This is a genomic window from Rathayibacter sp. VKM Ac-2803 (assembly GCF_009807175.1).
In the GTDB taxonomy this organism is placed as follows: Bacteria; Actinomycetota; Actinomycetes; order Actinomycetales; family Microbacteriaceae; genus Rathayibacter.
The window spans coordinates 326,889-344,067 of the sequence record NZ_WUCD01000001.1 but is presented as its reverse complement, the minus strand read 5'-3'; the positions used below and the strand labels follow the sequence as shown (position 1 = coordinate 344,067).

The following is a 17,179-nucleotide window of genomic DNA, read 5'->3' as shown; positions in this document are numbered from 1 at the left end:
CAGCGGCGCTCGTCCTCGCCAGTGCGGCGCAGTACCGTCAGCGAATGTTCTTCCACTCGAGCAAGCGTGATTCGTCGCAATTGCGTCCTGAACTCGAGCGGTTCCGCGAGGCTCTCGCTGAGGCATCATTCGAGGGTGAGCTAGCGGGCTACTTCTCGGTGCAGGTCGGCGCTCACCTCGCGGCCAGTGGCCGGTGGTGGAGACGGGAGCTGAGCGATCCGCGTTGGGGGATCGCGTGGACGTTCTTCTACGAGCCTGCCTTCGACGAATCCCATCCGCGCGTGGGCCCCGCCTACGAGGACGGTTTCGAGCTGGGGGATGAGTCGCTCTTCGAGGAACTTCTCGAAGCCTCGGTCGACGTCCGAGGGCGCGTGTACTCGTTGCGCTGGATCGACCGCGCGAGCGAGCCGGAGCTATGGGCGGACAAATACGGGTACATGCCAGCGAAGCGCCGAGTCGGGATCCCTGTACGCGTGTCGAGAGCGCGTCGTCGAGACCGTTGAGCAGGATCTCTCGTCGGCACGCGGTCCCCCTATGGGGATGGTTCTTCGGGACTGCGATTGTCGACCGGGCTACTGCTTCACCTCTCCGTGAAGGTCGGCTCTCTACCTTTTCTTCAAGTCCACCGTGCGGTCGGTTTCCGCCGGTGTGGTGAAGAGGGAGCCGAGCAGCAGGAGTGCGTCGTGGTCGGGGGAGCCGGGCTCCGCGGTGAGCACGGTGAGCTGGATCGCGGGGTGACCGACGAGGTCGAGGCCGTCGAAGTGGAGCGTCATCGTGCCGACGGCGGAGTGGTGGTAGCGCTTGGTGCCGGAGTCGTGCTGCCAGACGTCGTGCTGGGCCCAGAGGTGCCGGAAGTGGTCGCTGCGGGTGGAGAGCTCGCCGACGAGGTCGTGCAGCTCCTTGCTGTGCGGGTCGCGCCCGGCCTCGGTGCGCAGCTGGGCGACATTCATGCGCGCGGCGGCGTCCCAGTCCGGGTAGAAGAGGCGGGAGGCGGGCTCGAGGAAGAGGAACCTGGCGAAGTTCGGCGGCTGTGTCGTCGCGGTGGCGATCAGGTCCGACATCAGCGCGCGGCCGAGGCGGTTCCCGGCGAGCAGATCGGTGCGGCCGTTCCCGATGAGGGCGGCGGCGGTGCCGACGGAGTCGAGCATCCACCGGACGCTGGGGGAGGGGGCCCACGCGGGCGCCGCCCTGTTCCGGCTGCGGGCCGACGGTCCGTCTCCTGCACCGCGAGCGAGTCTGCCGAGGTGCTCGCGCTCGGCGGCGTCCATGCGCAGGGCGCGGGCGAGTCCGTCGAGGACCGCGTCGGAGGCGCCGCCGATCGCGCCCCGCTCGAGCCGGGCGTAGTACTCGACGCTGACGCCGGCCAGCGCGGCGGCCTCGCCTCGGCGCAGGCCCGGCACCCGCCGGTCCGTCCCGCGCGGGAGGCCGACCTGCTCGGGTTCGACGCGGGCGCGGCGCGACACCAGGAACTCGCGGATCTCGGATCGATCGACCATGCGGCAACAGTAGGTCGACCCTCGGCCGGAGTGGGGCGCCCTGAGAGGGCGCGTCAGCGACGGGACTCCCACGGGCACTCGCCGAGCGGTTCGCTGAGTCGTACCACAGAGGCAGCACTGGTCGACCGCCGCGGTCACCGTTTCGATTCGACCACGGAGGCGCAGATGAGACTCCCCCTGAGCGCGACCGACGACCGCGAGACCGACGGCGCCCCGATCGTCCGCACGACGGCCGCGTCGTCGCGTCGCCGTCTGGGAGCCCTCCTCGGTGCTCTCGCCCAGGCAGGACTCATCGCGCTGCTCGCTCCAGCTCTCGCGTTCCCCGTTCCCGTCCCGCTCTCCTCCGCCGACGTGACCGCGATCACCATCGAGTTCGAGAACTCACCCGCCGCGCGCTCGATCGCGACCGGGCTCCCCGCCTCCCTCGTGTTCGAGGACCGTATGGGCGCCGCGCTCGTCGCCGAGGACGTCACCGTGTCGGGGGCCCTCGCCTCGGCGGAGGCGGTCGCCCACTACCGAGCGGGAGACGTCGTCTGGTCGCCGACCCACCGCGAGCTCGTCGTCTTCACGCACGACGGCTCGGGAGTGGGTGACGCCGCGCTCGTCCGGGTGGGCACGGTCCGGTCGGGACTCGCAGACCTGGAGGACTGTGTCCTCGACTGCGAACTCAAGGTGTCGTCTGTCGAGTCCGAGTCCCGATAGGGGATCGTCGAGCGCTCACCGCGGGCTGATCGTTCTCGTCGGCGTTCGGGGAGACGGATCCCGCGCGTCAGCGCAGGTAGCGCACGTGCGTCGCCAAGGGCGAGTGCAGTACCTCGACCGGTCGGCGGCAGCCGGAGCCTGACGCACGGTGGACGCTCCGCCGGCGACGCGCACACCCTGGCCGTCGGCTGCTTCGACGGCTCGGGCGTGAGCGGTGGCAGAGCCTTCTGTGACGAAGTGGAAGGTCGTCCCGCTCGCCATCTCGATCGGGTCGTGAGGTGATGCGTCAACACGAAGACGGGTGCGTGATACGTCGGTTCGTCGCCCCACCAGCCGCGCCATTCCTCGTCCCGGCGACCTCGGACCGGGCCGAACCTGTTGCGGCCCATCACGTACGCCCCGCGAGGGCGCATCAACCAGTCAGCGGCCTGCGCGTCCGCTTGAGTAGCGCGCGGATCGCCGATGTGCCAGGCGTGCAGCTCGATGCCGCGTATTCGAAGAGGTTCCTCCGACTCTGATCCGGGCCGGCGACGGAACCGTCGAGCGAGAGAGGCAGGTGTGCGGTCGTGTCCGGCATGAGCCGCCTCCGAGCTCGGTCCGTCGGCATGTTGGTCGAACGTAGCCGGGAGCGTCGCTGTTCAGCTGTCGCATTGAGCATCCCGTGAGGGGATCGGCGTCCGGGACGCTAGGAGGGGTGTTCCGCGGAGGGGCGTACAACGTGGGCGTCCCTCGCGTCGACGGGGGAACGTAGCGTCGAAGCCGTGGACATCAACGAGAACAGCTTCGGGGCGTTCCTCTCCTCGCGGAGGGCGCGCCTCAGCCCTGAGCAGGCGGGGCTCCCTTCGGGTGGGACTCGTCGGGTGGCGGGGCTTCGGCGCAGCGAGGTCGCGATGCTGGCCGGCGTCAGCGTCGAGTACCTCGCCCGCCTCGAACGCGGTGCGGCCGGGGGAGTGTCGGAGGCGGTGCTCGATGCGCTCGCTCGTGCGCTGCAGCTGGACGAGGTGGAGCGTGAGCACCTGATCCACCTCGCGCAGGTTCTCGGGGCCGGAGCTGTCCCGCGTCAGCGGCCTGTTCGCAGGCCGGTGATCCGCGCGAGCATGCAGCTCGTGCTCGACAGCGTGTCGAGCGTCCCGGCGGTGATCCGCAACGGCAGGGGCGACATCCTCACCGCGAACGAGCTGGGACGCGCGCTCTACTCGGAGATGTACGTGCAACCGGCCCGACCGGTGAACCACGCCCGCTTCGTGTTCCTGGATGCGCGCGCTCGACGGTTCTATCCCGAGTGGGACCGGTCCGCGGACGACATGGTGGCGCTGCTGCGCGCCGAGGCCGGCCGTGACCCGTACGACAAGGCCCTCACCGGTCTCGTCGGGGACCTCTCCACCCGAAGCAGTGAGTTCCGCAGCAGGTGGGCGGCGCAGAACGTCACCCGTCACGTGTCCGGTGAGAAGCACTTCCACCACCCCGTCGTCGGGGATCTGCGGCTGAACTACGAGGCCCTGATTCTCGGCCCGGACGAGGGCCTGACGATGCTCGTCTACCCGCCCACTCCCGGCACCCCCTACGAGGACGCGATCCGCCTCCTCGCCCTCTGGCAGGCGACCTCCGAGGGGGTTCCCGCCGACACCATCCCCTGACTGAGGAAGGCCTCACCCATGAACATCGAACCCGCCGTTCCCACCACCGTCGTGCCCGCCGCGCAGTTCGCCGGCGACGTGTGGATGGATCCCATCGCGCAGCCCCACGAGCCCGACCAGCACATGGTCGTCGTCACCGTCCGCTTCGCTCCCGGCGCCCGCACCGCTTGGCACTCCCACGAGCACGGCCAGTACCTCCGCGTCACGCAGGGCATCGGCCGCTTCGGCACCCGCGACGGCCGGATCATCGAGGTCCACCCCGGGCAGACGCTCTACACCCCGCCCGGACAGGAGCACTGGCACGCCTCGGCGCCCGGCGTGTTCATGGAGCACCTCGCGATGGTCGAGAACGGCGAGGACCCCGCGACCACGAACACCTGGCTCGAGCACATCACCGACGACGACTACAACGGCACCGCGAACACCGCGGCCGCGTAACCCGACCCCACCCCCTGAAGGAGCAACCATGACCGACGCGACCCAGCCCTCCGCGACCCAGTCCTCCGCGACCCAGCAGATGATCGGAGACTTCGCCCCGAAGCTCGTCTCCCTCACCGATGACGTCCTCTTCGCAGACGTCTGGGCGCGCCCGGAGCTCTCGCCCCGTGATCGCAGCCTGGTGACCATCACCGCGCTCATCACCGGCGGCAACGCCGCGCAGCTGCCGTACCACCTGAACTACGGCAAGGAGAACGGCCTCACCGAGACCGAGATCATCGAGGCGATCACCCACGTCGCCTTCTACGCCGGCTGGCCCAAGGCCATGTCCGCGATCACCGTCGCCAAGCAGGTCTTCTCCGCCTGACCACCTCGAAGAGCCCCGGACACCGACACGTCGGTGTCCGGGGCTCTTCTGCGTTCCGATAGGGGATCGCTCACCGGTACACGCAGAAGCGACACCGAGTGCCACGAAAATTCGTGGATGTTCGCGCTCGTTGGCGGTGAATTTGGCAGCGCTTGATGGCGTGGGTTTTGACGAACGCGACGAGTCCCGTGGGCTGGCTACACGGACACTCTCAGCGCGGGCCGCATTCCGACGAGTAGGACAGCAGAGGCGGCAACGAACACGAGTCCGGTGAGTGGGGTCGCGGAAACACTCCAGGCGGCGACGGCGACTCCACCTACGGTGGCTCCGAGGGCGATTCCGAACTGCATCACCAGGACCGAGACGCTGGTGACTGTTTCGGGGGCTCGCTGGCCTGCGACGAGGACGGCTTGCTGGTTGAACAGGACGGCGGCGGCGAAGCCGGCGCCCCAGGTGATGAGAACGGCCACGACGAGCGATGTCGACAGGGGCGCGATCGCCAGCACCCCGAACGCGACAACGATCAGGGCCGGCGAGACGAGGAGTCCTGCGAGCAGCGCTCGTCGGGGGACGCGGCCGGCGAGGGTGACGCCGAGGATTCCGGCGACGCCGAGAACGAAGAGGGAGCCGCTGACGGCGGCTCCGCCGAGGCCTGCGTCTTCGAGGTACGGGGCGATGTATGTGAACACGGCGAAGTGGCCGAGGAGCATCAGGGCCCAGCCGACCGAGACCCGCAGAGCGCCAGGGAGGCGAGCGGCTTGAAGAAAAGGCATGTGCTCGTGCTGCTGCATCTTGATGGGCGGGACGACCCGGAGCAGTACCGCCGCGGTGGCGAGCCCTGCGGCGGCGATGACGACGAAGGCCATGCGCCATCCGACCGCTCCGCCGAGGAGGGCGCTGAGGGGTGCGCCGGCGGCGAGTCCGAGGCTGTTGCCGGTGAAGACGATCGCCATGGCCCGGCCGGCGTGGGCGGGGTTGGCGATGCGACCGATGACGGGTGGTAGTACCGCCCAGAGGAGCCCGTGCGAGGCGCCGCCGAGGAACCGGCCGACGAGCGCCACGGGCAGGTTCGGGGCGAGGGCGACGACGATGTTGCTGGCGACGAACAGGAGGACCGTGCCGACGAGGACCCGGCGGCGGGTCATCGTCAGGGTGAGCCTGGTCAGGGGCAGCACGGTCAGGACGATGCCGAGCGCGTAGACGGAGGTCATGGTGCCCGTCACTGAGACCGACGCCCCGAGTGCGGGCGCGATCTCGGTGAGGAGCCCTGAGGGCATCAGTTCCGTGGTGACGCTGACGAACCCGGCGAAGGCCAGCACGAGCACGGAAAGCAGCGGAAATCTGCCAGCGCCGGCCGTAGTAGACGAGGCGCGGGCCGCGTCGTGGGCGGTCACGCGGTGCCGCTCATACGGCTCGAGTCGGTGGCGGGCTCGGTGGGGCGTGCCGGCTGCTCGGTGGCGATCCAGCTCGCGAGGAGCCCGAGTGCGCCGGCCGAGGGCGAGCCGGGCTCGGCGGTGTAGGTGAGGAGGATCTGGCCGTCATCAGCGGCGACATCGAACGACTCGAACGCGACGGTGAGGTCCCCAGCGATCGGGTGGTGGAAGCTCTTGCTGCCGGCGGAGTGGATGCGGACGTCGTGCTGGGCCCACCACTGGCGGAACGGCTGACTGTGGACCGAGAGGTCCCCGATCAGATCGGCCAGAGCCTTGTCCTCAGGGTGCCTGCCGGCGTGCAGGTGCAGCATCGCCACCGAGTCCGCGGCAGCTCGAGCCCAGTCAACGTAGAACTCGGGGGCCCGGGGGTCGAGGAACACGAACCGGGCGAAGTTCGCAGGCCGCTCCGGCGTCGCCCCGAACCCGAGGTAGAGGGCGTCCCCGAGGGCGTTGCTGGCGAGGATGTCCATCCGGCCGTTCTGAATCATCGCTGGGACGTCACCCATCGAATCGAGGAGCAGCCGCACGCCGGGACGGACTTGCTGATGGGCCGGGGCGCGCAGTGCGCGGCGTCCGCGCGTGGACGGAGTGGCCACCAGGTCGCGAAGATGTGCTCGTTCAGCGTCATCGAGGCGCAGGGCCCGGGCGATGGACTCGAGAACGGTGTCGGAGACGCCGGCGATCTTCCCCGTCTCGAACCGGGTGTAGTAGTCGACGCTCACCCCCGCGAGCTGAGCAACTTCCTCACGGCGGAGCCCGGGGACGCGGCGCACGCCCCCGTAGGAGACGATGCCTGCTTCGTCGGGGGTGAGGTTCGCACGGCGCGACGTCAAGAACTCGCGCCGCTCTGCCTTCTGGTCCATGCCTTCCACGGTAGATCGCGCCGGGACCGATAGAGGGGGGTCAATCCGACCCCGGGCAACTCATGCCCCGGGCGAACCTCGGCCACGTTCCCCCGCTCAGACGGTGGTGTCGTGGAGATCACGAGCACGCGAGCCGCGCTCTCGGCCCACAGGCCCAACTGACAGAAGGAGAACACCATGACTGAGCAGCAGACCTGGTTCATCACCGGCGCGAACCGCGGCATCGGCGCATCCATCGCGAAGGCCGCCCTGGCCGCCGGCCACAACGTCGTCGCGACCGCCCGCCGCGCCGAGACGGTCACCGACGCCCTCGGCGCCTCCGACGCCCTCCTCGCCGAAGCCCTCGACATCACCTCTGCCGAGCGGATCACCGCGGCCGTCGCGGTGGCCGAGGCGAAGTTCGGTCGTATCGACGTCCTCGTGAACAACGCCGGCTACGGCCAGCTCGGCCTGTTCGAGGAGACCAGCTTCGACCTCGTGAAGAAGCAGATCGACACCAACCTCTACGGGACGATGGAGGTCACCCGCGCCGTTCTGCCCCTCATGCGCCGACAGGGCAGCGGCCACGTCATCACCATCTCCTCCATCGCCGGCACGTTCGGCGTCACCGGCAGCAGCGTCTACAGCGCCTCGAAGTTCGCCCTCGAGGGGTGGATGGAGGGACTGAAGAAGGAGCTCGCTCCCCTAGGGATCGAAGCGACCATCGTCGAGCCCGGGTTCTTCAAGACCGACTTCCTCGACAGCAGCTCCGTCGTCTACGGCGACATCACCATCGAGGACTACGCCGAGGAATCCGCCGCGTTCCGCAAGTCCCAGGACGACATGAATCACCAGCAGGTCGGAGACCCCGACAAGCTCGCCCAGGCCACCCTCGACCTCGTGGCCGCCGACCGGCCGCCCCTGCGGTTCGCGGCCGGCGAGGACGCAGTGAGCGTCGTCGAGACGATCCTCGATCAGCGACGCGACGACCTCGACACCTGGCGCACCACCTCGACCTCCCTCGGACTCTGACCCGGACAACGATGACGGCGGGCACGCGGACGTACGTCCGCGTGCCCGCCGCTCTGTTGTGAGGCCCTCTCGGGGTACGCCTGACGTTCCGATAGGAGATCGCCGAGCGGGCAGCTCAGGGGATGAGCTGCTGGGTGATCGAGGCGGCTTCTCCGTCCAGCACGACGTCGGCGAGTGCTCCGTTGACGAGAGGCATCTGCGGAGGCTGGTGTCCGGTGTCGAAGTCGAGGATCACGGGGATGTCGAGACCGCCGAGGGCGCGTCGTATCGAGTCGTCCTGGCTCAGTCCGGGAACGGTGCTACCGCCGGTCCGTCCGATCAGGACGCCCTTCGCGTGGTCGAACCAGCCGGCGAGGCGGAGGGAGGTGAGCATTCTGAGGACGGTGGGCGCGGTCGACTCGGCCGCCTCCAGGTAGACGATCGTGCCCTCCGGTGCGTGGCGCCGGGCGAAGCCCGGGACGTCACCGTACGGCGTGCCGGCCAGAGGGGAGACGGTCTCGAGGCAGCCGCCGATGAGCCGTCCCCGGATCGCGACGGCGGCGGTCCCGTCGAGGGGTCGCCAGCGGGTCGGAGCCTCGTAGGCCCGATCGCGGTCGAGAGGTTCGTCCTCCCACGCTCCCCAGGGGCGGCTGCGGCGCCGCGGTGCGGCCCGCTGCGTGAAAGTGCTTCCCGCGGGGAGGGCGGCGACGTCCGTCCAGCGCTCGAACTCGACAGGCAGCTCCCACGGCTCGTCCATCAGGTTCGCGCCGTGCATCGTCGCGAGCCCGGTGAGGGTCGTCAGTGGCAGGAGCAGGGTCGAGATGTCGGACCAGCCGACGAACCAGGAGCGGGCGTCCGCCAGGGCTCGCCAGTCGATCGTGTCGAGCAGCTCGATGGCCAGCTCCCCGCCCCAGGGCGGGAGGACCGTGTCACCGCTCCGGAAGGCGTCGTGGAGATCGGCGACGCGCTCGGCGACGGACGGCGGAACGAGGCCGCCGATCATCACGTGCGGCCTGATGCGGACATCGAAGCCGCGCGAAGCGAGCTGGCGGACGGCAGAGTGCAGTCGCTCGTGCAGGTGCTCAGGTACTCCCATCGACGGTGCGGGCACTTCGACCCGACCGCCGGTAGGAAGCTGCTTCGGGTAGGAGATGCTCGCCATCCCTCGACGCTAGCAACGCGATGGGCGGTGCAGCTCATGAGGGTCGTCGACCGCCACGCTCGGACGAGGACACACCTCGCGGACCACTGCGGGGCGTTCCGTGCCGTATGAGCCGCCCGCTCATGCGCCCGGTGACGGGGCGCCGATCGGGACACGATCCCGGTCTGCAGAAGACCCCGAGGTCCCGACCGCGCGCGCCCCGCCCCCGTCACCACGTCGACACGACCGTCCGGGTGATCACCCACGCCCCGTCGAGCTCGACGAGGCGGCTCGTCAGCTGCAGGCGCCAGGTGGCGTGGAGGCCGCCCATGGTGGCCTCGGTGAGGGTGCGCGAGGTCAGCACCGGGTGCGCCGCGCCTCCGGAGACCGCGCTCTCGACGTGGTCGATCGCGTGGTAGGACTTGCGGTCCTCGTCGAGATCGGCCAGCCACTCCGCCCGCGACTGCACGAGGCCGGTCGGGTGCTCGATGACGAAGCGCTCGTCGAGGAGGGTCTCGAGGGCGGGCAGGTCGGTCAGCTCCAGCGCGTCGAAGAGCTCGTCGTGCACGGCGCGCACGTCGTCGGCGCTCACAGGGGCGGTGCCGTCGTGGCGCGGCGCACGAGCTGCGTCGGGAGCTGGACGTGCATCGAGCGCGGGGTCTCGCCCGCCATCAGCGCGATCAGCATCTCGGCCGCGGTGGCGCCGAGGGTCTGCATCGGCTGGCGGACGGTCGTGAGCGGCGGGTCGAAACGGGCGGCCTCCGGGACGTCGTCGAAGCCGACCACCGAGAGGTCGCGCGGCACGTCGAGGCCGAGGTGGGCGGCGGTCTCGATGATGGCGATGGCCGAGACGTCGTTCGCGGCGAACACCGCGGTCGGCCGGTCGGGCTGCGACAGCATCGTCGACGCGGGCCGGCGCGCGGTGTCGTGGTCGTAGCTGCCGATGCGGAGGAGGCGCTCGTCGAAGGCGATCCCCGCCTCCGACAGTGCCGCGCGGTAGCCGGCCTCGCGCAGGCGCGCCGAGCGGAGGTCGACGCGGCCCGCCACGAAGCCGATGCGGCGGTGACCGAGCGCGATCAGGTGCCGGGTGGCCTGCAGCGCCCCGCCGAAGCTGTCGGACTCGACGGTGGGCAGGTCGGCCCGCCCGGTGTGCGGGTCGACGGCGACGAGCGGGATGTCGGACGGTGCGCTGACGACCGTGGGCGTGACCATGATCGCTCCGTCGATGAGGGTGCCGCTCAGGCGGCTGAGCGAGCGCCGCTCCCAGCCCTCCTGCTCGCCCTCGTGCGAGCCGCTGTAGGCGAGCAGGTCGAAGCGCGACTGGCGGAGCACGGAGCCGACGCCCTTGAGGATCTCGGCGCTGAACGGCTCGAAGCCCGCGACGAGGACGCCGACGACCCCCGTCCTCCGGGAGCGCATGCTGCTCGCGACGAGGCTCGACTCGTAGCCGAGCTGGCGCACGATCTCGAGCACGCGCGAGGCCGTGGCGGGGGCCACTCCGTAGCGGCCGTTGACCGCCTTGGACACGGTGGCGACCGAGACGCCGGCGGCGGCGGCGACGTCGTGGATCGAGGGGCGCAGTGGCATGCGACCGACTATAACGCCGGTCGTCGAAAATGATTTCGAAAACGTTTGTCGATCGCCGGGCCTCAACTGAGACTGAGCGTGCCCGCCTCGGTGGGCGCACCTCCGGCGCCGCTCTCCCTGGCGGCGCCTTCTCAGCGAAGAGAACGGTTCGAACGATGAAGTTCAGAAAGCTCGCAGTGGCCACAGTCGCCCTGCTCGGCGCCGCGGCGGCCCTCAGCGGCTGCTCGGCCCAGGACGCGGGGTCCTCCGACGGCTCCGTCTCGATGACCCTCTGGCAGAACTCGACCACCGGCCCCGGCCAGGAGTTCTGGGAGAAGACCATCGCCGACTTCGAGGCGGCCAACCCCGGCGTCACGATCGACGCGCAGGCCATCCAGAACGAGGACCTGGACGGCAAGCTCCAGACGGCGCTCAACTCCGGTGACGCGCCCGACCTCTTCCTCCAGCGCGGAGGCGGCAAGCTCCAGGCGATGGTGGCCGGCGGCCAGGTCAAGGACCTCACCGGCAGCATCTCGGATGAGGCCCGCAGCGAGATCCCCGAGGGCTCGTTCTCGGCGAACACGATCGACGACAAGGTCTACGCCATGCCCGTCGCCGTGCTGCCCGGCGGTGTCTTCTACAGCCAGGACCTCTTCACCGCGGCCGGCATCACCGAGACCCCGAAGACGATCGACGAGCTCGACTCGGCGGTGACCGCTCTGAAGGCGAGCGGGACCCAGGCCGTCGCGCTCGGCGGCAAGGACGCCTGGCCCGCCGCGCACTGGTTCTACTTCTTCGCGCTGCGCGAGTGCAGCGCCGACACCATGGCCGAGGCGGCCGACTCGAAGGACTTCTCGGACGAGTGCTGGCTGAAGGCCGGCGAGGACCTGCAGTCCTTCGCCGAGACCGAGCCGTTCAACGAGGGCTTCCTGACCACCGCCGCCCAGCAGGGCGCCGGCAGCTCGGCGGGTCTGCTCGCCAACCACCAGGCCTCGATGGAGCTCATGGGCGCCTGGAACCCGGGCGTCATCGCCTCCCTCACCCCCGACGAGCAGCCGCTGCCCGACCTCGGCTGGTTCCCCTTCCCCGAGATCGACGGCGGAGAGGGCGAGCCCGGCTCGATCATGGGCGGTGTCGACGGCTACTCCTGCTCGGTCGACGCTCCCGATGAGTGCGTCGACTTCCTGAACTACCTCGCCACCTCGGACGTGCAGAAGGAGTACTACGCCGCCTTCAACGCCCCGCCGGTGAACACCGTCGCCCAGGAGGCCGTCACCGAGCCCTACCTGCAGGACATCCTCGCCGCGTACAACTCGGCGCCGTACGTCTCGCAGTGGCTCGACACCGTCTACGGCCTCAACGTCGGCAACGCGCTGAACGTCGGAGTCGTCGACCTGCTCGCCGGCAAGAGCAGCCCCGAGCAGCTCGTCGAGGCCGTCAACGCCGCAGCGGCCAAGGCCTAGACCGTGGCGCTCCGCGAGAGCCCGCTCCTCGGAGCGGAACCGCCGCGCGAGCGTCCGAGTACCGGGGGCACCACTGCGGTGCCCCCGGTGCGCCGGCGCCGCCGGGGACTCGGCTGGTCGGGACGCCTCGAGGTCGCGATCCTCGTCGGCCCGGCCCTGATCGTGTTCCTCGCCTTCGTGATCTTCCCGGTCGTGATGGCCGCCTACTACGGCTTCTTCAGCTGGCAGGGCTACGGGGTCCCGACCGACTTCGTGGGCTTCAAGAACTACCTCACGATCCTCCAGGACCCGACCTTCCACGAGGCGCTCAGCCACAACGGCACGATCGTGATCCTGTCGCTCGTGCTCCAGGGGCCGGTGGCGATCCTCATCGCGCTGCTGCTGAACCGCAAGCTGCGCGGGCAGTCGATCATCCGCGTGCTGATCTTCGTGCCCTACGTGATCTCGGAGGTCGTGGTCGGCACCGGCTGGAGCCTGATGCTCCAGACCAGCGGTGCGGTCAACGGCTTCCTCGAGAACGTCGGCCTCGGCGCTCTGAAGCAGGACTGGCTGTCGGATCCCGCCATCGCCATCTGGACCCTGATGCTGATCATCACGTGGAAGTACGTCGGCTTCGCCGTCATCCTCTTCCTCGCCGGGCTCCAGGGCATCCCCGAGGAGCTGTCCGAGGCGGCGGCCATCGACGGTGCGACGTACTGGCAGGTCCAGCGGAGGATCACCCTCCCGCTGCTCGCTCCGACGCTGCGCATCTGGGCGTTCCTGTCGATCATCGGCGCCCTGCAGCTGTTCGACCTCGTCTACATCATCTGGGGCCAGTACGTGTCCTCGACCGCCGGCACCTCGACCATGGCGACGTACCTCGTCACCAACGGACGCAACGCCGGCAACTACGGCTACGGCAACGCCGTCGCCGTCGTCCTCTTCCTCGTCTCGCTCATCGTCGCGCTGCTCTACCAGCGCTTCGTGCTGCGGCGCGACACCGACGGCGCACTCACGGGAGACAAGCGATGAGCACTCTGACAGCCGTACCGCCCGGCACCGCATCGCCGATCACGGTGAACAGGCAGAAGCCGCGCAAGCGCCCGCTCGGTCGCGGCACGCTCATCGCCTACGCGGTGGCGATCGTCGTGATCGCGCTGATGCTCGCCCCGGTGGCGTACATCATCATCGGCGGGTTCCGGACGAACGCGCAGATCACCACCGACCCGGCGGGCTTCCCCTCGCCGTGGAACGTGCAGAACTACATCGACGTCATCACCGGAGGCATCTTCTGGCGCGAGGTGGGCAACTCCGCCATCGCCGCGCTCGCGACGACGCTGGGCGTCGTGGTGCTGGGGCTGATGGCGAGCTACGTGCTCGCCCGCTACTCCTTCAGCGGTCGCGGCGTGTTCTACGCGCTCTTCGCGGCCGGCCTGATGTTCCCGATGACCGTCGCGATCACTCCGCTCTACCTGGTGATCAAGAGCCTCGGCCTGATGAACTCGCTCGCCGGAGTGGTGCTGCCGCAGATCGCGTTCGGCCTGCCCACGACGATCATCATCCTTGTGCCGTTCCTGCGCGCGATCCCCGACGAGATCCAGGAGGCGGCCTTCATCGACGGCTGCAGCCGCATCGGCTTCTTCTGGCGCATGGTCGTGCGCCTGGCGATGCCCGGTGTCATCACGACGGGCATCCTCGCGTTCATCGCGAGCTGGAACAGCTACCTGCTGCCGCTGTTCATCCTCAACGACGAGAGCACGTTCACCCTGCCGCTGGGCGTGCAGGCGTTCTCGTCGCAGTACTCCGTCGACACGGCGAAGGTGCTCGCCTTCGTGTCGCTGTCGATGATCCCGGCGCTGATCTTCTTCAGCGTCTTCGAGCGCCGCATCGTCGGCGGTCTCACCGGGGCCGTGAAGGGATGACGCTCGACGTCACCCGCTCCGCCGAGACCGGCCGTTCCAGCGAGACCGGAGGCTCCGCAGAGGATCACCGCGCCCCTGAGGACCGCCGCTCCACCGAGAACCGAGAGGATCGCACTGTGACCGCATCGCAGGCACCGTCCGCCCGCGTCACCGACCTCCTCGGCCGCATGACGCTCGAGGAGAAGCTGACGCAGCTCGTCGGCTACTGGGTCGACCAGGGCGGCGAGGTCGTCGCTCCGCTCGCGGGCGAGATGGCCACGTCGACCCGCTACGAGGACGCGACGCGGGAGGGGATCGGCCAGCTCACCCGGGTGTACGGCACCCGCCCCGTCGATCCGATCGAGCGCGCGCACTGGCTCTGGGCCGAGCAGCGGCGCCTCGTCGCGGAGACCCGGCTGGGCATCCCCGCGATCGTGCACGAGGAGTGCCTGACGGGGCTGGCGGCGTGGAAGGCCGCGACGTTCCCGACTCCGCTCGCCTGGGGCGCCTCCTTCGACCCCGCGCTCGTCGAGGAGATGGCCGCCGTGATCGGCGGCTCGATGCGCGAGCTCGGGATCCACCAGGGCCTCGCTCCGGTGCTCGACGTCATCCGCGACCCGCGCTGGGGGCGGGTGGACGAGTGCATCGCCGAGGACCCGTACGTGGTCGGCACGATCGGCACCGCCTACGTGAAGGGTCTGCAGTCGGCCGGAGTCGACGCGACGCTCAAGCACTTCATCGGCTACTCGGCCTCCCGCGGCGGGCGCAACCACGCCCCCGTGCACGCCGGCCCGCGCGAGATCGCGGACGTGCTGCTGCCTCCGTTCGAGATGGCGATCCGCGACGGCGGCGCGCGCTCGGTGATGAACTCGTACGCCGAGATCGACGGCGACCCCGTCGGCGCCACCCCGGCCTACCTGACCGGGGTGCTCCGCGAGCGCTGGGGCTTCGACGGAGTCGTCGTCGCCGACTACTTCGCGGTCGCCTTCCTGCACCTCATGCACGCCGTCGCGGCCGACCTCGGGGAGGCGGCGCAGCTCGCCCTCGAGGCAGGCATCGACGTGGAGCTGCCGACCGGCGACGCGTTCCTCGCGCCGCTGGCCGAGCGCATCCGCTCGGGGGAGGCCGACATCGCTCTGGTCGACCGCGCGCTGCTGCGGGTCCTCGCGCAGAAGGAGCGGCTCGGCCTGCTCGACGCGCGCTTCGACGACGCACCGGAGTCGATCGACCTCGACTCTCCGGCGCACCGCGACATCGCGCGCAGGCTGGCCGAGGAGTCGATCGTGCTCCTCACGAACGACGGCGTGCTGCCGCTCGCCTCGCCGCACCGGATCGCGCTGATCGGACCCAACTCCGACAGCGCCCCGGCCCTGATGGGCTGCTACTCCTTCGCCAACCACGTGCTCGCGCACCACGAGGGCGTGCCGCTCGGCTTCGAGATCCCGACCGTGAAGGAGGCGCTCGCCGCCGAGTTCCCGGACGGCACCTTCGTGCTCGCCGAGGGCTGCGCGGTCGAGGGTGACGACGCGTCGGGGATTACGGCGGCGGTGTCCGCTGCTCAGGGTGCCGATGTCGCCGTCGTCGTGGTCGGCGACCGCGCCGGGCTGTTCGGCCGCGGCACCGTCGGCGAGGGCAACGACGTCGAGAGCCTCGAGCTGCCGGGTCGGCAGCGCGAGCTCGTCGAGGCGGTCGTGGCGACGGGGACCCCGGTCGTGCTCGTGCTGCTGACCGGCCGGCCGTACGCGGTGGGCTGGGCGCTCGAGGGACCGGCGGCCGTCGTGCAGGCGTTCTTCCCGGGCGAGGAGGGGGCCGGCGCGATCGCGGGCGTCGTCTCGGGGCGCGTGACCCCCTCCGGTCACCTGCCCGTGTCGCTGCCGCGCTCGGCGGGCGCGCAGCCGTTCTCGTACCTGCACCCGATCCTCGGCGGGCCGTCGGACGTGACGAGCGCCGACAGCACTCCGGTGCTGCCGTTCGGGCACGGGCTGTCGTACACGACGTTCACGCACGAGGGACTCTCGCTCGAGTCGGGCGAGGCGCCGACATCGGGAGCCTTCACGGTCTCGGTGCGCGTGCGGAACACCGGGGAGCGGACCGGGGTCGACGTGGTGCAGCTGTACGCGCGCGACGTCTACGCGTCGGTCACCCGGCCCGTCGCGCAGCTGCTCGGCTACGCCCGGGTCGAGCTCGCGGCGGGCGAGGAGGCCGAGGTGCGCTTCGACGTGCCGTCGGCCCGCCTCGCCTTCACCGACCGGAGCGGCGTGCGCGCCGTCGAGGCGGGCACCGTCGAGCTGTGGGTCGGGCCGAGCTGCGCCGAGAAGGAGACGACCGCCGCGGTCGAGCTCGTCGGCGCCTCCGCCCCGGTCAGCGCCTCGTCACGCCGCCTCGTCGGCGTCGAGGTGCTGCCGCGGGTGCCGGTCGCCGGCTGACCCGCTGCACCGAGGGAACCCCGGACCGTCGAGGGAGCCCGCCTTTCGAGGCGGCCTCGACGGTCCGGGGTTCCCTCGTGGGCGTCCGGCTGGCCACACTGGGCCCATGACCGAGCAGAAGACCCTGCCGACCGAGGCGAGCGTCGACGAGTTCCTCGACGCCGTCACTCCCGAGCGCCGGCGCCTCGACGGGCTGCGGCTCGCCGAGGTCTTCCGCGAGGTGACGGGCGTCGATCCCGTGCTCTGGGGGCCGACGATGATCGGCTACGGCAGCTACCGCTACGTCTCGCCCTCCGATCCGCGGCGCACCGGAGTCTGGCCGAGGACCGCCTTCTCGCCGCGGAAGGCGCGGCACTCGCTCTACGGGCTGAAGGACCTGCCCGAGGGCGCGGAGCTGCTGCCGTCCCTCGGCGGATTCACCGAGGGAGCCGGCTGCGTCTACGTCACCCGGCTCGACGCGATCGACCTCGATGTGCTGCGGCGCCTCATCGCGATCGCCTGATCGCGACCCGACTGACCCGCCCGCGACGCCGCTTCACCTCTCACTCGAGCAGTGGCGGAGAAGCGGGTGCACGTCACACCCCCCCCCCCATGCTGGTCGAGTAGCCCCGCAGGGGCGTATCGAGACCCACGAGCGTCAGCAGATGAGTCCTCAGATCCTGCCTTCTCACGCTGGTGGATCTCGATACGCCCGCTGTGCGGGCTACTCGATCAGCGAGGGGGAGGCGGCCGGTTGCCCGCGAATGCGCCGGTCAGCCCGCGGCGCGCGTCACCAGC

The 17,179-nt window shown here is 70.3% G+C and carries 17 protein-coding genes; 11 read left to right on the top strand and 6 right to left on the bottom strand.

Annotation, left to right across the window (positions count from 1 at the left end; translation table 11 throughout):
- Nucleotides 1-44: 44 nt before the first annotated feature.
- Nucleotides 45-503 (top strand): hypothetical protein, encoded by a 459-nt coding sequence (locus GRS96_RS01485; RefSeq protein WP_159987531.1) that lies wholly within the window; start codon nt 45-47, stop codon nt 501-503.
- Between the two features lie 102 nt (nt 504-605).
- On the opposite strand, the gene GRS96_RS01480 is transcribed toward GRS96_RS01485, so the two are convergent.
- The gene (locus tag GRS96_RS01480; RefSeq protein WP_159987530.1) at nt 606-1,496 is read right to left on the bottom strand and encodes a helix-turn-helix transcriptional regulator; all 891 of its coding nucleotides are present in this window, start codon (nt 1,494-1,496) and stop codon (nt 606-608) included.
- Between the two features lie 165 nt (nt 1,497-1,661).
- Here GRS96_RS01480 and GRS96_RS01475 point away from each other — a divergent pair, with 165 nt between their 5' ends.
- From GRS96_RS01475 to GRS96_RS01455, 4 genes are all read left to right on the top strand, one after another.
- On the top strand, nt 1,662-2,198 hold the full coding sequence (locus tag GRS96_RS01475; RefSeq protein WP_159987529.1) for a cyclophilin-like fold protein: 537 nt from the start codon (nt 1,662-1,664) through the stop codon (nt 2,196-2,198).
- A gap of 761 nt (nt 2,199-2,959) precedes the next feature.
- The gene (locus GRS96_RS01465) at nt 2,960-3,835 is read left to right on the top strand and encodes a helix-turn-helix transcriptional regulator (RefSeq protein WP_236553537.1); all 876 of its coding nucleotides are present in this window, start codon (nt 2,960-2,962) and stop codon (nt 3,833-3,835) included.
- Between the two features lie 18 nt (nt 3,836-3,853).
- Nucleotides 3,854-4,273 carry a cupin domain-containing protein gene (locus tag GRS96_RS01460; protein ID WP_159987528.1) on the top strand — a complete coding sequence of 140 codons (420 nt, stop codon included), beginning with the start codon at nt 3,854-3,856 and terminating at the stop codon, nt 4,271-4,273.
- Nucleotides 4,274-4,301: 28 nt separating this feature from the next.
- Nucleotides 4,302-4,640: a carboxymuconolactone decarboxylase family protein gene (locus GRS96_RS01455; protein WP_159987527.1), complete on the top strand. Its 339-nt coding sequence runs from the start codon at nt 4,302-4,304 to the stop codon at nt 4,638-4,640.
- 197 nt (nt 4,641-4,837) lie between these two features.
- On the opposite strand, the gene GRS96_RS01450 is transcribed toward GRS96_RS01455, so the two are convergent.
- Together GRS96_RS01450 and GRS96_RS01445 are read right to left on the bottom strand one after the other, a co-directional pair.
- A complete protein-coding gene (locus GRS96_RS01450; protein WP_159987526.1) occupies nt 4,838-5,965 on the bottom strand; it encodes an MFS transporter in 1,128 nt (375 codons plus the stop codon).
- A 65-nt stretch (nt 5,966-6,030) separates the two neighbouring features.
- Nucleotides 6,031-6,936, bottom strand: coding sequence for a helix-turn-helix transcriptional regulator (locus GRS96_RS01445; protein ID WP_159987525.1), 906 nt, complete (start codon nt 6,934-6,936; stop codon nt 6,031-6,033).
- A gap of 177 nt (nt 6,937-7,113) precedes the next feature.
- Between GRS96_RS01445 and GRS96_RS01440 the strand changes: the two genes are divergently transcribed.
- Nucleotides 7,114-7,947, top strand: coding sequence for an SDR family NAD(P)-dependent oxidoreductase (locus tag GRS96_RS01440; protein ID WP_159987524.1), 834 nt, complete (start codon nt 7,114-7,116; stop codon nt 7,945-7,947).
- 115 nt (nt 7,948-8,062) lie between these two features.
- Here GRS96_RS01440 and GRS96_RS01435 read toward each other — a convergent pair whose 3' ends face one another.
- From GRS96_RS01435 to GRS96_RS01425, 3 genes are all read right to left on the bottom strand, one after another.
- The gene (locus GRS96_RS01435; protein ID WP_159987523.1) at nt 8,063-9,088 is read right to left on the bottom strand and encodes a S66 family peptidase; all 1,026 of its coding nucleotides are present in this window, start codon (nt 9,086-9,088) and stop codon (nt 8,063-8,065) included.
- A gap of 208 nt (nt 9,089-9,296) precedes the next feature.
- The gene (locus GRS96_RS01430; protein WP_159855194.1) at nt 9,297-9,659 is read right to left on the bottom strand and encodes a nuclear transport factor 2 family protein; all 363 of its coding nucleotides are present in this window, start codon (nt 9,657-9,659) and stop codon (nt 9,297-9,299) included.
- Nucleotides 9,656-10,654: a LacI family DNA-binding transcriptional regulator gene (locus tag GRS96_RS01425; protein ID WP_159855196.1), complete on the bottom strand. Its 999-nt coding sequence runs from the start codon at nt 10,652-10,654 to the stop codon at nt 9,656-9,658. The genes GRS96_RS01430 and GRS96_RS01425 overlap by 4 nt, the downstream gene beginning before the upstream one ends.
- Nucleotides 10,655-10,809: 155 nt before the next feature.
- Between GRS96_RS01425 and GRS96_RS01420 the strand changes: the two genes are divergently transcribed.
- From GRS96_RS01420 to GRS96_RS01400, 5 genes are all read left to right on the top strand, one after another.
- The gene (locus tag GRS96_RS01420; RefSeq protein WP_159855198.1) at nt 10,810-12,096 is read left to right on the top strand and encodes an ABC transporter substrate-binding protein; all 1,287 of its coding nucleotides are present in this window, start codon (nt 10,810-10,812) and stop codon (nt 12,094-12,096) included.
- A gap of 3 nt (nt 12,097-12,099) precedes the next feature.
- The gene (locus GRS96_RS01415; RefSeq protein ID WP_159987522.1) at nt 12,100-13,107 is read left to right on the top strand and encodes a carbohydrate ABC transporter permease; all 1,008 of its coding nucleotides are present in this window, start codon (nt 12,100-12,102) and stop codon (nt 13,105-13,107) included.
- Nucleotides 13,104-13,997: a carbohydrate ABC transporter permease gene (locus GRS96_RS01410; RefSeq protein WP_159855202.1), complete on the top strand. Its 894-nt coding sequence runs from the start codon at nt 13,104-13,106 to the stop codon at nt 13,995-13,997. The genes GRS96_RS01415 and GRS96_RS01410 overlap by 4 nt, the downstream gene beginning before the upstream one ends.
- 167 nt (nt 13,998-14,164) lie before the next feature.
- Nucleotides 14,165-16,402, top strand: a complete 2,238-nt coding sequence (locus tag GRS96_RS01405; protein ID WP_236553672.1) for a beta-glucosidase — start codon at nt 14,165-14,167, stop codon at nt 16,400-16,402.
- A gap of 106 nt (nt 16,403-16,508) precedes the next feature.
- On the top strand, nt 16,509-16,904 hold the full coding sequence (locus GRS96_RS01400) for a DUF1801 domain-containing protein (protein WP_159987520.1): 396 nt from the start codon (nt 16,509-16,511) through the stop codon (nt 16,902-16,904).
- Nucleotides 16,905-17,179: the final 275 nt, after the last annotated feature.

Bases quoted from the DNA above. Each gene is read 5' to 3' on its own strand.
- GRS96_RS01485 (WP_159987531.1), top strand. From the start codon at position 45: ATGTTCTTCCACTCGAGCAAGCGTGATTCGTCGCAATTGCGTCCTGAA.
- GRS96_RS01480 (WP_159987530.1), bottom strand. From the start codon at position 1,496: ATGGTCGATCGATCCGAGATCCGCGAGTTCCTGGTGTCGCGCCGCGCC.
- GRS96_RS01475 (WP_159987529.1), top strand. From the start codon at position 1,662: ATGAGACTCCCCCTGAGCGCGACCGACGACCGCGAGACCGACGGCGCC.
- GRS96_RS01460 (WP_159987528.1), top strand. From the start codon at position 3,854: ATGAACATCGAACCCGCCGTTCCCACCACCGTCGTGCCCGCCGCGCAG.
- GRS96_RS01455 (WP_159987527.1), top strand. From the start codon at position 4,302: ATGACCGACGCGACCCAGCCCTCCGCGACCCAGTCCTCCGCGACCCAG.
- GRS96_RS01445 (WP_159987525.1), bottom strand. From the start codon at position 6,936: ATGGACCAGAAGGCAGAGCGGCGCGAGTTCTTGACGTCGCGCCGTGCG.
- GRS96_RS01440 (WP_159987524.1), top strand. From the start codon at position 7,114: ATGACTGAGCAGCAGACCTGGTTCATCACCGGCGCGAACCGCGGCATC.
- GRS96_RS01435 (WP_159987523.1), bottom strand. From the start codon at position 9,088: ATGGCGAGCATCTCCTACCCGAAGCAGCTTCCTACCGGCGGTCGGGTC.
- GRS96_RS01425 (WP_159855196.1), bottom strand. From the start codon at position 10,654: ATGCCACTGCGCCCCTCGATCCACGACGTCGCCGCCGCCGCCGGCGTC.
- GRS96_RS01420 (WP_159855198.1), top strand. From the start codon at position 10,810: ATGAAGTTCAGAAAGCTCGCAGTGGCCACAGTCGCCCTGCTCGGCGCC.
- GRS96_RS01410 (WP_159855202.1), top strand. From the start codon at position 13,104: ATGAGCACTCTGACAGCCGTACCGCCCGGCACCGCATCGCCGATCACG.
- GRS96_RS01405 (WP_236553672.1), top strand. From the start codon at position 14,165: ATGACGCTCGAGGAGAAGCTGACGCAGCTCGTCGGCTACTGGGTCGAC.
- GRS96_RS01400 (WP_159987520.1), top strand. From the start codon at position 16,509: ATGACCGAGCAGAAGACCCTGCCGACCGAGGCGAGCGTCGACGAGTTC.